A 13,065-nucleotide genomic window follows, 5' to 3' on the forward strand; every position below is an offset into this window, starting at 1 on the left:
CTGTCAGTTATGTCAACTTTTATTTTTCCACTTAATTTAATTTTATTTTTATATGAATTTTTATGAAATCGATAAACTTGACACCTGTGACAGGCTTTGTTATCAAAGTATTAATCAATCATTACTTCCATTCAATAAAGGCATTCAACATGAATTTTAAATCATTTCACCCACCTCGCAGAATATTAATGGGCCCTGGCCCTTCCGACATCAGTCCTGAAGTTTTAGCGTCACTTTCAAGACCTGCCATTGGTCATTTAGATCCTTTATTTGTAGGTATGATGGACGAATTAAAAGCACTACTTCAGTATGCTTTTCAAACTAAAAATGAATTCACTATCGCCCTTTCAGCGCCTGGTTCTGCTGGCATGGAGGCTTGTTTTGTCAATTTAGTAGAAGCAGGCGAAAAAGTAATTGTATGTCGAAACGGCGTATTTGGTGATCGTATGATCCAAAACGTTACTCGTATCGGCGCAGAGGCCATAGTAGTTGACTCTCCTTGGGGTCGAGCGGTTGAAGTAGACAAAGTTGAAGCCGCTTTAAAAGCTAATCCTGATGCTAAATTTTTAGCCTTTGTACACGCTGAAACCTCAACTGGCGCATTATCAGACGCTAAAGCCTTGTGTGCCCTTGCCCAGCAACATAATTGTTTATCTATAGTAGACGCGGTTACATCACTTGGTGGCGTTGAACTTAAAGTAGATGATTGGGGTATAGATGCGATCTATTCTGGCTCTCAAAAATGCTTATCGTGTGTGCCGGGTTTATCACCCATTTCATTTAGTGAAAAAGCGGTAAATGTTATTAAAAACCGTAAAACACAAATACAAAGTTGGTTTTTAGATCAATCACTTGTAATGAGTTACTGGTCTGGTGAGGGTAAACGAAGCTACCACCACACCGCCCCTGTTAACTCCTTATACGGGTTACATGAGTCGTTAATTCAACTGCAAAATGAAGGCATAGAAAACCGCTGGGCACGCCACCAAGAGCAGCACGAAGCACTTACTAAAGGTTTAGATAAACTAGGCATTAAGTTCATTGTGCCAGTAGAAGAGCGTCTACCGCAGCTTAATGCTATTTATATTCCTGAAGGCATAGACGATGCCAAAGTTAGAAGTTATTTGTTGAACAAATACAACTTAGAAATAGGTGGCGGCTTAGGTGATTTTGCCGGAAAAGCATGGCGAATTGGCTTGATGGGTTATGCTGCAAGAAGCGAAAATGTAGCTTTATGTTTAACCACATTAGAAGACGCTTTAGCCCAACAAAACTAAACAAGGCTCATTAATATTTTTCATTATATGAAATCTAAAAAACCGTTTTGGTTCAACATGCAACTCAATTATCGATTACATATGCAAAAAACAGTGCGAAATTAGCTTTGTTGGGTTACTAAAAAAGCCAGTATCAACAAGATATCGTTATCTTGTCTATACTGGCTTTTTGTATTCTCATCATTAAACTCTTAAATCACTTATTTATATCTCTACTTTAATTATCAACACACTCTACACCCATGTTAATCGTTATTTATAAGTGATAACTAATTGTATTACATGCGCTATAAGCTATTTAATTACCAGTAACAAAAATACAGAATGACTTAAGCAGATTTAAGCAAGTTTAAGCAAGTTTAAGTAAACTTAAGACATCGTTGTATAAGGCTAAAACAGCTTTGAAGATGGTTAGATGGTTTAGTGTCACTGATTGAATATCAATATATTCACTATTTTTTACTCCCCCTCAGATATATTTTGTACCATCAAATCAAACGTTTTTACATCACAGTTATTGAGGGCGTCACAGCCTTTTATAATAAACCTTAAGTTTGAAAGGTCTTCATCCTGAAAGGGTTTACCACCTAAAGAATCACCTTCAGCAAAGCAAGATAAAGTGTTGTCATCAACTTCACATTGCACTTCACCTGTAGCGTTAGGACAAAGTGAAAAAGAAGTGCTGCCACATCTAAGCCCTACTATTTTATTTGTGTCAGAGTGCGCCTCACCGTTAGTCGATAAATATAAATCTATTCTGTAAGAAGCTGAAGAAGGTGATACCCATTGAACGTCAAAACGTGTACCGGTTGTAACTGTTACCTGCTCTCCTTCATAAAAATCTTTTGAATCAAACCTAATATTATGTAAGATAAAGCCCTCTTCATCGACTGGCAATTCATTTATGTTGGTTGACTTTCCGCCAGAGCCTCCGCCACAAGCACTTGATAAAAAGATAATAATGGCTATTAAAATATGTTTCATAAATGTCCTTATCATTAAAAATTCCTTTTCGTATTAACAAGTCTGCAATTCGTAATTTGAATCGTTAGTAATGACCAAGCATAAGAAATAAGCTTTAATTGGTGGTCATTTTTAGTCTCAGCAATTGAGTTTACATTATCAAAATACAACTAGGTACATAAGCTAACTAATGTCTCATTAAGAGACAAATAATAATGGGTTAAAATATGTAACAAAGGAGAAAGCAGTCAATTGTTATTTCTCTTTGAAGATACTCATTTGCTAACTCTAAAACCCACCTTGTATCATATCTTTTATTTTATGAGCTTTAACGAAATGATCTAATTTATGAGTCTGAATCCACCATGTTGCAGCCTCCATAAGTAACTCAGGATTGTCATTTTTGTTTGCAAAAAAAGCATAAAAAGACAAACCAACATTATCACCTTTACTGGAAATTTTTTTATCACAAATCGCAATAATTTTAGCTCTTAACTCTTCTCTCATTATTTACTCGTCATCATTTACTCGTCATTACCAATAGTCTAAAAACGCTAAGGGTATATAACGCCATGTTAATAGGAAAAATATTGTTGAATAACATAAGCGACGAACGAGAAATTGCCAATATTTTTGTACTTATTCGGTTTCTTGTTCAGTTGAACTTACCAATCCAACATCTAAAGCATTTTGCTCATTGTTAAAAATAGCCATAGCTGTATTCATTTTCTTAAAGCCAAGCTTGTAATAAAAGCCTTCTTTACCTGGGTTGGCATATAAAAGAATTTTTTTGTGATCTACAGAAAATTCAACTAATTTTAAAATGATCTGACGACCTAAACCCAGTCCCTGATAATTAGGATGAATTGCTACATCACATATATATGAACAGTCAATTCCATCAGCTAAAGCCCTACCAACACCAATTAGTTTACAATTATCAAAGATAAAACACTTAAACTTACTATTAGAGAATACTATCTTAAGATTCTCTGCAGGTTTGTCGCCTAAAGGGGCAATTCGATAAAGTTCTGATAATTGACTCCAGTCAATATTAGTTTGATCATAAACCCATGAAAAATTTTCCATACATGCCTTATCAATACATTGCCAGTTTAACACCCAAGAAATAGCTGGCTAACATGTTCGCACGAACAACAGCCAACTGTTATTTGCCATGCTTTAAAGACTTATTTTATTTGCCAAATTCATTCACTAAATTAAAATCTACATTTGGCAGTTTTTCAAATCCAGGTTTAGCAAACAAATAACCTTGCATTAACTCAACACCAAAATCTCGTAAGCAGATAAACTCTTCCTTAGTCTCAATACCTTCAACGAGTGGAGTAATATTTAAATCACGAAAAATATTTAAACAGTTTTTTACGATTGATTGACGAGCATGATCTGAATCAATATTACGGATAAGCGCCATATCAAGCTTTACAATATCGGTTTGAAAGTCAGCTAACAACCCTAAGCCAGAGTAACCAGATCCAAAATCATCAATTGCAGTTTTAAACCCCAATTTAATATAATATTCGACTATGCTTTTAACAAAATTACTATCTTCTATTTTTTCAACTTCTGTAAACTCAAACATTATTCTTTCAGCTGGAAAATTATATTTCTTGGCCGCATCTAATGTCGTACGAATACAACGCTCAGGCTTGTATATAGCATTTGGAAGAAAGTTAATACTAAGCATAGTTTCAAGTTTTAATTAGGATGCTAAAGCTATCGCCTTAATTCGACAAAGTTGGTCAAATAAATATCGATTATCATCGTTAACTTTAGATATTATTGAAAATGCTGACTCATTATTTAATCCACGCACCAAGGCTTCATAACCATAAATTTTATTAGTCTTACAATTAATAATGGGTTGAAAAGCCATTGTAAAATCGAAGTTAAGGCTACTTTTATCAGAACAGTTATCACATGAAAGTCTGTCATAAATTATAGGTTCTTCTTTCATTTATATATCCTTAACATATTAAACGCTAAATTAAGCGAAGATATAACGCTCTGTTGACCGTAAACTGGTTTTTGTTCTTATTAATTAGATTGTTAGTTTTCTTTTTTAATACCTAACTTACCAATTTCTATTTTTGATCTTTCTTCAAGGTAATCATCTAGCTCCAATTTAAGATTGATCGAGTGAACTTCCCACTCGTCATCAGCTTTATAAAACTCTAAGCTAATTAAAGCAGGTTGACGTTGATACTTTAAGACATACCAACGAGTAGAATAAGTTCCTTCAATCCCTTGTTGGTGAATCAACTGAAGCGAATAGAACTTTCCAAGCACATTTAAATAACCATGAAATTGACTATCGGTTTGAATCAAATCAGCTTTGCTAATGTAGTCACTAACAGAGCTATGCTCTAAAGCTTTACTTGCAACATGTTCAATTTCATTTTTTGAAAATAGATCCAAAATCGGTTTAGCTAATTTATCAATCTGTTGTGATTCATTCGCATAAGTAAAAAATGGTGCCAGTAATAAGATGGTAATTAATAGATGCTTCAATTTTTTCTCCTGAAAGTTAATGCTTTGCAAAGCAGTAATAAAATAGTTGGCTAAAATGTTGAAAAGTGAAATCAGCCAACTGTATTTTGTAATGCTTGATGGACTTATTATGTGCTAAAACTGATAACCAACTTGGAAGAAACCGCCGTAGTTACTTTCGAACTCCGCATTAGTAGCATGAACCGAAATACCAAAAGTTGTACCTGAATGGTCAATGCCATTCATGAAATATGTATAACTTACACCAACGCCATATATATTATTTTCGTGACGATAATACTCAACTCCATTTGAAGTAGATGTATTGCTATAGCTTGATTCTTTACCAACTGAGCCAACATAAACACCGAAACCATGTTTATTAGAATTAGAGTCGAATAAATCAGTTTTAATCCAGCCAACACCAACACCACACTCTGAACCGGTCATTGAACTATATGCTGTACAACCAGCTGATATATATTTTAAATCTGTTTTTGAAACGAATGAAAAATTTGTTCCTATGCCACTATACATAGCTCCGATACCAAATCCAACAGAATGATTTTTAGTTTCACTATCTACCGCAGCGAAACAACTAAGAGATAATAGAGGTAAGAGTAAAATGATTTTTTTCAAGGTATATCCTTATTTTATAATAATAATTACATATGCCAAAAGTAGCATTTGTAAATAGCGCCTATTTAAGGGACTGGTTATATGTTCACCAAAGAGGTAAAAAATCAGCCCAATAAGAGGAAGTTTATTTTTTGGCTAAAGTCTTGAGAAACGAAAACAGCCAACGGTTTTTTCCTATTAATTTGCTGGTGAGAAAGGTTTCACTCTATTATATTTGAAAATAAATTTGAGCATTTGTACCTAGCCCATACATCACCATACAATGGACTTTTAGGATCACTATATTCAGTTGGCATATTACGCTGAAAACCAAATTTATTTAATTGGTTATCTTCATCTTTCGTTACATAGACAAGGATTAGTGCATTTTCAAGATATGCATGTACTGTATTTGCCAGAACATCTTTATTTTCAGTCAATGGCATTGCCAATAAATGATTCATAATTTCATTTACTGGGAACAAGTGCTCTTTAATTGCTTTAGATTGATCAATTACGAGTTTAGAAATATATTTCTTTTGTAATCCTTCTTTTTCAAGAGGTTCACTAAACTTTCGAATCAAGTGGTTTATAACAATTTTACAATCATTAATAGTCCCTAAATTTTCAACTTTGAAAGTGATTAATGAGGATATTATTTGATGCGAAATACCTTTCGTTGATAATGGCAAGAAAACCTCCTTATCTGCTGCCTAACGCCAACTTAAGCGGACAAAAACAGCTGATTATAATGTGAAGCGAAGCGTAACCTAACCAGCTGTTTATTTTTGTTATATTTAAAGTTCTTGCAAGGCATTTTCTCCAATAGCCATTAAAACAGGCATACTACCTTCGGAGCTGCTCATTATAAAAGCACGCTTAACTTTAGTATTTACAAAATCATTTGCGACAAATGCCTGTTTAACCCTTTTTACTGACAACCCCATTTCCGATGAATCATCATTAGAAAGCCAATCCCATTGTACAAACACGCCACCATCTTTTAGTAGAGACTTTAATAAACTCAAAGTTGCTTCATAATCTGGTAGAAAACCACAAACAGATGATGCCACTATTACATCAAATTTGTTTTTAAACTCTGGAAGGCTTTGAACTAACTCTTTTGATAGATAGTCAGAAATAGACGATACATTATTTAGCGCCTTTTTATCCAAATGCTTTATCATTTCTGAAGATGGATCTATCGCAACAATACTTTTAGCTGTTGGGCTCATAAGTTGAGTTAATGCACCTGTACCACAGCCGAAATCAAGAACAGTTAAACCATTAATATTTATGTTTTGTAATAGTGCTGAAAATGCATTTTTTGCATACTCTTCAACTGTAGGATCTACATCCCAGTTTTCAGCATACTCGTCCCATTTGTTACTCAAAATTCTCTCCAAAAATTCACAGTTTATCTAAAGGTCTAACGCCCGTTTAAGGGGAAAATACAGTTGGCTAAAATAAGTGAACGTTGTGAACAAAAAGCCAACTGTTATTTGTCCTGCTTTAACGTCTTGTTATTAAGCGATGGTACAAGTCTATTCTTTAGTTTCACTAATACAACAACGATACAGGTAACGACAACAAACTGTCCAAACAGCAGCATAAATAACTTTGGCCAAAAATTAATCTCTTCAGTAAATATTGGATGCCAAAAATAAATCAGAGACAAATTACCTGGAAACAAAAAGATTTGATAGCCAGGTAATGGACCACTAAAAAATCCCCAAAGATTCCAACTTAAGGATAATGCAATAAGTCCAATCAATGTTGCTATTACACCAGAATATATTGCTACTGTATGGGGTTTATATAAATTCATTTAGCTTCATACCGCCCCGCTAAGGATAAATTTATAGTTTGCTATAATGTTGAACGGAGTGAAAACAGAAAACTGTAAATTCTACCTCTTGAGCGCCTTGTTATGTGTTCTATTCACCAAGCCAATTTAGCTTGGCATTTTTGTCAATTTCATTAAATTCAGACTCAGTTATCTTTTCACTAGCTAAATCACCTTCAGCAGCCCGAATAATTTTTATATATTGAAACTCTGTTGCCGCAAGAATATATCCTAATTTTCTTTCCGTAATTTTACCGCTATGAAATTGGCTCATGGCTAATTTTTTATTCCACGACTGACCTTTTGGTGGATCAGGTAGTGAAAAATCAATCGAGAGCAATCTTTCATCTGATATTGTGTAACCTTTAGCAATTGAGTCCTTAGCGCATTCATATAATAAATAATCAATAGAGTCTTGCAGGCCGTATAAATGCCAATCAAAACCAGCATTACAACCACCAACAATTTTCCCTTTTTTATCACTAATATCGATTACTCTTTCAGCGCAGCCTGAAAGAAAGAAAAATAAGACTATAGTTTTAAATAAATTTTGATACATCGACTAACTCTTCTAAACACTTAACGTTTACTTAAGCGGAAAATATAGTTGGCTAAAATGTTGAACAGAGTGAAAACAGCCAACTGTATTTCCTCGTCTGAAGTCTTGTTAGGCTTGAATATACGAATAAAGCCTCAATAACGGTTTTGTATTACAATAAATTTAAGTTTTAATCATTGCCTGTAAACATCTACCGCTTTGATCTTCCATTATTCCCCCTTGAGGGATCCAACCTTTCTTTATGAGATCGTTAACCTCTTTGATTAACCCTTTATATGTAGATGTTTTGACGAGTGTATATTCCATTAATAATCTCTTTTTACATAATTATTCAACAAAAAAACCTAACGCTTAGCAACTTGTTATACCTTAATTTTTAGCCTTACCAGCTTCTAAGATTGGCATACCAGCCTCTGTTGGAATATAAATACGCTCGCCACTTCCTTCTTGTAGGCCTTTGATCCAAATATAACGTAGATATGCTTCATTATTTTTTAAAGATTCACCAATTATTCTATTGGCTTCTGCTGCTGCTTTGGCAAGTTCTATATCAGCTTTACCCTCAGCCTTAGCACGAACTAATTTAGCTTCGCCTTCTGCTTGAGCTAAAGTAACTCTAGCTTTTGCTTGCATTAAAGCAGCTTCTTCTTGCGCTTTAGCTTCCACAATGAGTATTTGTTTACTCCATTCAGCCTCTTTTAAAGAAGCCTTACCATTCATTTCCATGCTGTAAACTTTATATTTTGGCCAAGCCCACAGTGATAAGCTTACGACCAAAACGAAAGAAATAACTAAAAAAACTATACCGCCAAATGCGATTGCATTCCGATTCGGGTGCATGGACTCTCCTTAATGTATAACGCCCGCTTAAGCAGACAAAAATTGTTGGTTATAATGTCAAAAAAGCGGAACCTACCAACTATTTTTGTTCCGTTTAAAGTGATTATTATACGCATGAACCTTTTGAAAAACTTAAATTCATAATATTCTCCAAACGACCGCTATCCCCATTTCGTATATCTATTGAAACAAAATTCCCATCATTTATATATTTTACAAGTTGAGCATCGCTACAAACTTTCTCTCTGATGTATTTACGAGAATTAGACTTTATTTTAGCTTTGTCATTTAAGCCAATATTTTCGCCAAGACCACTTAACTCTAGTGCTAAACCCACAGTATTTTTATCAACGCTAAAATATGTCATTTTTATACGTTCATCTGAATCGGTAAAGTATCTCTCGAATGATGCTCTGACTTCTTCATTAGACTGCTTTCCTACAAATACACCATAAAATCGAAAGCCAAGAAATATAACTAGTGAAATTTGTAAGGTTATTTTTATATATTTTTTAACACCCATGCTAGATAAACTCTTGTGCGTATAAAACTTTGCTAAGCAGTAAATAATGATTGGTTAAAATAAACGACGAAGGAGCAAAAACCAACTGTTATTTGTCCTTGTTTAACAGCTTATAGCACTTTGTTTATATGACTATAAAAGAACGCCTTCCCTTTTTGGTACAACTCTTTATCGTTAGGGTACTTTGCGTGTAAGCCTTGTTTAAGCTGATTTAATTCAGTAATTAACGCTACGTTATTATTCATGATCTTAACGAAATGTAAGTGCTTCTCCACATTCACATCACCTGATTGAAAAACATGCAAGTGAACCTTTCTTTGCTTTTTTGAAAAATATTCTCGCCCAATAATGCCATTTTGACCTCTGTAAACAAAACCAAGGTCAACAATATTTTGTTTGAAAGTTGAAACCTTTGAAATGTCCTTAACAACCCCTAACAGATCGATGCAATCTTTAGCATACAACCCTGCTATTGCAGTTGAGCCAATATGAAAAATTTCAATATCACCTTCGTACGTTGAAATTATTGAATCTCTCATATTTTCGAACTCGGACTTCCAGTTTTCATTGTGCGGAAATATATACATAACTCGAGAGCGCTCTAACGCCTACTTAAGAGGAAATTTATAGTTGGCTAAAATGTTTGGGGAACGAAAAACAGCCAACTGTAATTTTCCGTTTAATATTCTTGTTATGTGCCTGATTTATCAAGGCTATATTGTTCTATACTACCAGCGATAAAACAAATACCAACATAAACCCAAACCGTACTAGCAATAACTTGCCAAAGATCTAAGCCTATAGGGTTAGTAAATGTAGGTATAGCAATTAAACCACGCAATGTGCAAAGAAAAGCAATAGTAATTAAAGCTGGTTTAACTAAAGGTATTTTGCGAATTAAACCAACGGCTGAAAAAGCAAAAACGGTACATGAGAACATTAATCCTGCGATTACGACTGTACCAAATGGAGCAAGTAAAGTTCCTTGCTGTGCGGAATCAATAATTTGTTGAGGTGCTCGCGCGAAAGTAAACCAACTAGGACCTCCCCAGATACATAGTAGATGCCATATAGCAGAAGCAGCGGCAATAAAACCTGCACTAATTAATAACTTTGATTTAAAACTAAACTTCAATGCGAACTCCATTTTGCACTGGCAAATAACGCCCAAATAATGGGCTAAAAATAGTGGGCTAAAATGGCGCGAAGCGAACATCTCGCTGTTTTTAGTTCTTGTTTAATTTCTAGTTATATGCAGACTACATCGTAATTGGCCCGAATACTTTGATACTTAAAGCAAATACGATAACAAAACAAAGTTGCCCAATTATTGGTACAACTATGGGAATTAATATAGTTTGCCAAACAGTTAACTTTAGAAATTTTTGTATAACAGCTAAAAAGATAATAATAGTTAATAGCAATGCTGCTAAATCGTCAAGAGCAACTAGCTCACATAAAGTAGAACTAACTAATTGAATGCCTAGTAATAACAAACTTAAATAAGCAGCTCTCTTTCTTCGTTGCTCGCTAACTTTTAGCTTATTGAGAATAAAATTGAAGCTAAAAAAATATCCAACTAAGTTTGAAAATAAATATAGAAATGTAAACACAAAATCCCTTTAGGCATATCGCCTCATTAAGAGGCTTTTGATAGCTGATTATAATGTGAAGCGAAGCGGAACCTAACTAACTGTTAAAAGTCCTGCTTGAGTGGCTTGATAGCCTTATTTTTGACAAGAGTAAAGCTGGTTTTTAAAGATACCGAAACATTACGTACAGTATCTGTAAACTTAAATCGGACAATCCACTCACCAAAAGGATCACCTTCCTCACCAATATACTTTACAACTGTAGAGGCTAGTAAAACATTATTAATATCCCCTTCATAGATCCCAGTAGCACAGAGTATTCCTGTTTCATTAAAGGAAAAGGAAGCATCTGGTTTTTGAACACTTATATCACATAAAATATTTAATGATTTATCATCATTCAGTTTAGGATTAACAAAAAAAGGTAAAATTGTAAGCTCTTCACCTATTTCAACTTCTTTAGCTACTGAAAAAGAGGGAGTGTTTTCAACAGGTGTGTTCCACTTTTGTTCCCAATCTTCATCTGGCGTTACTAGTAACCAGCCACCGAAGCCTTTAATACTTTTCTGGGAGTCAGTATTTGGTGCTGGAGTTCCGTCAGCTAATAACCAACTAGAATCATCTTCCGCTTGGCTAACACTAGTAAATATAAATAAAATAACAATTAGGAGGTGCTTCATAATATCCCTGTAAGGTTAATGCCCTAATAACCGGCAAAAAATTGTTGGTTAAAATTATCGACGAAGGAGCAAAACCAACTGTTTTTTGTCCTGGTTTAACAACTTATTAGCAACACGTTATGCTCCGATTGGCATAAGATATAAACCAATAATATTAAGAAGCCAAATCATTAAACCTAAGACCAACCAAATATAATTTATTAAAGTAAGTTTATTGTTTGAATTAGCGTTGACGTCATTACTTGCATAGTTCGCAAGTGATTGGGCTTGGTATAAACACCAACATGATATTGGTAAAGCCATGAATAAGGAATAATGGGTAAAAGGAACGCCATAGCCACTTCCGGCTAAGTTACTGCCTATATTTCCAAGGATAGCCGTGACCACGTAAATGGTAGCTATGTTATTAATGCTTTTAGGAGATTCTCCGGTTTTATTCTGATATTTCATCTCGAAAAGTGAAAATAATGAATGAGTGAAGAAAATCTGGAATATGCATCTCATTATTGGCCACACATCTTCATTTTCACTTTTTTTGTATAGACTCCAATGTTTATAAAACCAGTAAACGGAATAAAGTCCGAACGTCCCTAAGAACATAATTAGAAATTTCTTCTGCGATACAGCATAAAATTCCATTTTAGTTGCTTGGACAGGCTCTTTCTGCTCTATTTGTTCAACACTTGCTTCCATCTCGACTCCTTGTTTAATTTCTTGTTAGCTATTCTCTAGCGCCATAACCAGTTCAGCAACGTCTTTGAACCAACTATCGAAGTCATCTGACTCTTCCCACAATTCATTTAGTTCTGAATCTTCAGATAGAATTTTTTTAACTGAGTCAATTGCTTTAGGGATAAGTTTAGTGACATCTAATTCTTTATTACTTTTGACCCAATTTGTTACCTCTTCGGGTAGGTTATCTCGAGCTTTTCCTTTTAGAGCTAATAAAACCTCGGCAGCCGCTAAAGCTTCAGAGCCTTCTGGTGATTCAATATAATCATCTTCAAACTCAAAAGCATTTTCAATTACTGATGTACCTGAAGCATCTTCAAGTTCACATACCCAATCCGATGCGTCATCATTTTCGAAAGTTTTTATTCCCCATGCACCCATAAATTACTCCTTTAGTTTATTGAATAGCTAACGCCTTACTAAGCGGCGCGAAATTGTTGGCTAAAATTGCGAGGAACGAAGCTAGCCAACTGTTTAGCCTCCGTTTGAGTAACTTCTTAGGTATTTACTTGCACTACAATTCCGCCCGTATAAGCTTCATCTGCATAGCATTTTATTTCATCAATGTAACAGGTGTGAGAATCTCGCCTTTCATTAGTATCAGTGTAAACCGCAACAAAACCTCCATACATGCCTTCATTAAAAAAGCTTAAGGCTCGCCCGTCTTCATCTGCGACCTTTACAACACATCGAGAACAAACATAATTTGGATAACGTGAATAAAAATCCAAATCAGTTTTACAAATTGGGCAACAATAGTCATTTTCACGCATCTAAATATCCTGAATACTGGTAGCTAACGCCGTTTTAAGCGGCAAATTGCAGTTGGCTAAAATAAGTGAGGGACGAACAAAAAGCCAACTGTAATTTGTCCGACTTGAAAACCCTTGTTAGTTTTTGTTACCGCATTTTATTTGCTTTTCA

19 protein-coding genes and 1 pseudogene are annotated in these 13,065 nt (G+C 34.5%); 1 reads left to right on the top strand and 19 read right to left on the bottom strand.

Going from position 1 to position 13,065, the window contains the following annotated elements:
- Window positions 1–149: 149 nt before the first annotated feature.
- On the top strand, window positions 150–1,277 hold the full coding sequence (locus tag H4J50_RS16595; RefSeq protein ID WP_182257406.1) for an alanine--glyoxylate aminotransferase family protein: 1,128 nt from the start codon (window positions 150–152) through the stop codon (window positions 1,275–1,277).
- 459 nt (window positions 1,278–1,736) lie between these two features.
- On the opposite strand, the gene H4J50_RS16600 is transcribed toward H4J50_RS16595, so the two are convergent.
- The 19 genes and pseudogenes from H4J50_RS16600 to H4J50_RS16695 all read right to left on the bottom strand — a co-directional run bounded on the left by H4J50_RS16600 (window position 1,737) and on the right by H4J50_RS16695 (window position 12,914).
- Window positions 1,737–2,261, bottom strand: a complete 525-nt coding sequence (locus H4J50_RS16600; RefSeq protein WP_182257407.1) for a hypothetical protein — start codon at window positions 2,259–2,261, stop codon at window positions 1,737–1,739.
- A gap of 267 nt (window positions 2,262–2,528) precedes the next feature.
- Window positions 2,529–2,747: a DUF6500 family protein gene (locus H4J50_RS16605; RefSeq protein WP_182257408.1), complete on the bottom strand. Its 219-nt coding sequence runs from the start codon at window positions 2,745–2,747 to the stop codon at window positions 2,529–2,531.
- A gap of 132 nt (window positions 2,748–2,879) precedes the next feature.
- Window positions 2,880–3,329: a GNAT family N-acetyltransferase gene (locus tag H4J50_RS16610; RefSeq protein ID WP_182257409.1), complete on the bottom strand. Its 450-nt coding sequence runs from the start codon at window positions 3,327–3,329 to the stop codon at window positions 2,880–2,882.
- Between the two features lie 106 nt (window positions 3,330–3,435).
- Window positions 3,436–4,218, bottom strand: a pseudogene (locus H4J50_RS16615) (EAL domain-containing protein).
- Between the two features lie 92 nt (window positions 4,219–4,310).
- A complete protein-coding gene (locus H4J50_RS16620; RefSeq protein ID WP_182257410.1) occupies window positions 4,311–4,772 on the bottom strand; it encodes a hypothetical protein in 462 nt (153 codons plus the stop codon).
- A gap of 114 nt (window positions 4,773–4,886) precedes the next feature.
- A complete protein-coding gene (locus H4J50_RS16625; protein ID WP_182257411.1) occupies window positions 4,887–5,390 on the bottom strand; it encodes a hypothetical protein in 504 nt (167 codons plus the stop codon).
- A gap of 200 nt (window positions 5,391–5,590) precedes the next feature.
- On the bottom strand, window positions 5,591–6,061 hold the full coding sequence (locus tag H4J50_RS16630; protein ID WP_182257412.1) for a hypothetical protein: 471 nt from the start codon (window positions 6,059–6,061) through the stop codon (window positions 5,591–5,593).
- A gap of 105 nt (window positions 6,062–6,166) precedes the next feature.
- Window positions 6,167–6,763, bottom strand: a complete 597-nt coding sequence (locus tag H4J50_RS16635; protein WP_108455963.1) for a class I SAM-dependent methyltransferase — start codon at window positions 6,761–6,763, stop codon at window positions 6,167–6,169.
- A gap of 104 nt (window positions 6,764–6,867) precedes the next feature.
- A complete protein-coding gene (locus H4J50_RS16640) occupies window positions 6,868–7,197 on the bottom strand; it encodes a hypothetical protein (protein WP_108455962.1) in 330 nt (109 codons plus the stop codon).
- Between the two features lie 109 nt (window positions 7,198–7,306).
- A complete protein-coding gene (locus H4J50_RS16645; RefSeq protein ID WP_108455961.1) occupies window positions 7,307–7,774 on the bottom strand; it encodes a hypothetical protein in 468 nt (155 codons plus the stop codon).
- Window positions 7,775–8,143: 369 nt separating this feature from the next.
- Entirely contained in the window at window positions 8,144–8,614 is a 471-nt protein-coding gene (locus tag H4J50_RS16655; RefSeq protein ID WP_108455959.1) for a hypothetical protein, read from the bottom strand.
- 106 nt (window positions 8,615–8,720) lie between these two features.
- Window positions 8,721–9,137, bottom strand: coding sequence for a hypothetical protein (locus H4J50_RS16660; protein WP_182257413.1), 417 nt, complete (start codon window positions 9,135–9,137; stop codon window positions 8,721–8,723).
- Window positions 9,138–9,247: 110 nt separating this feature from the next.
- Complete coding sequence (locus H4J50_RS16665) at window positions 9,248–9,724, bottom strand: GrpB family protein (RefSeq protein WP_182257414.1); 477 nt, start codon at window positions 9,722–9,724, stop codon at window positions 9,248–9,250.
- Window positions 9,725–9,828: 104 nt separating this feature from the next.
- The gene (locus H4J50_RS16670) at window positions 9,829–10,272 is read right to left on the bottom strand and encodes a hypothetical protein (RefSeq protein WP_220466294.1); all 444 of its coding nucleotides are present in this window, start codon (window positions 10,270–10,272) and stop codon (window positions 9,829–9,831) included.
- Window positions 10,273–10,396: 124 nt separating this feature from the next.
- Window positions 10,397–10,750 carry a hypothetical protein gene (locus H4J50_RS16675; RefSeq protein ID WP_182257415.1) on the bottom strand — a complete coding sequence of 118 codons (354 nt, stop codon included), beginning with the start codon at window positions 10,748–10,750 and terminating at the stop codon, window positions 10,397–10,399.
- A gap of 83 nt (window positions 10,751–10,833) precedes the next feature.
- A complete protein-coding gene (locus tag H4J50_RS16680) occupies window positions 10,834–11,409 on the bottom strand; it encodes a hypothetical protein (RefSeq protein ID WP_182257416.1) in 576 nt (191 codons plus the stop codon).
- A 117-nt stretch (window positions 11,410–11,526) separates the two neighbouring features.
- The gene (locus H4J50_RS16685; RefSeq protein ID WP_182257417.1) at window positions 11,527–12,102 is read right to left on the bottom strand and encodes a hypothetical protein; all 576 of its coding nucleotides are present in this window, start codon (window positions 12,100–12,102) and stop codon (window positions 11,527–11,529) included.
- A gap of 24 nt (window positions 12,103–12,126) precedes the next feature.
- On the bottom strand, window positions 12,127–12,522 hold the full coding sequence (locus tag H4J50_RS16690; RefSeq protein ID WP_182257418.1) for a DUF4259 domain-containing protein: 396 nt from the start codon (window positions 12,520–12,522) through the stop codon (window positions 12,127–12,129).
- A gap of 116 nt (window positions 12,523–12,638) precedes the next feature.
- Window positions 12,639–12,914 (bottom strand): hypothetical protein, encoded by a 276-nt coding sequence (locus H4J50_RS16695; RefSeq protein ID WP_182257419.1) that lies wholly within the window; start codon window positions 12,912–12,914, stop codon window positions 12,639–12,641.
- Window positions 12,915–13,065 lie beyond the last annotated feature (151 nt).

This window comes from Colwellia sp. 6M3, assembly GCF_014077595.1.
GTDB lineage: Bacteria > Pseudomonadota > Gammaproteobacteria > Enterobacterales > Alteromonadaceae > Cognaticolwellia.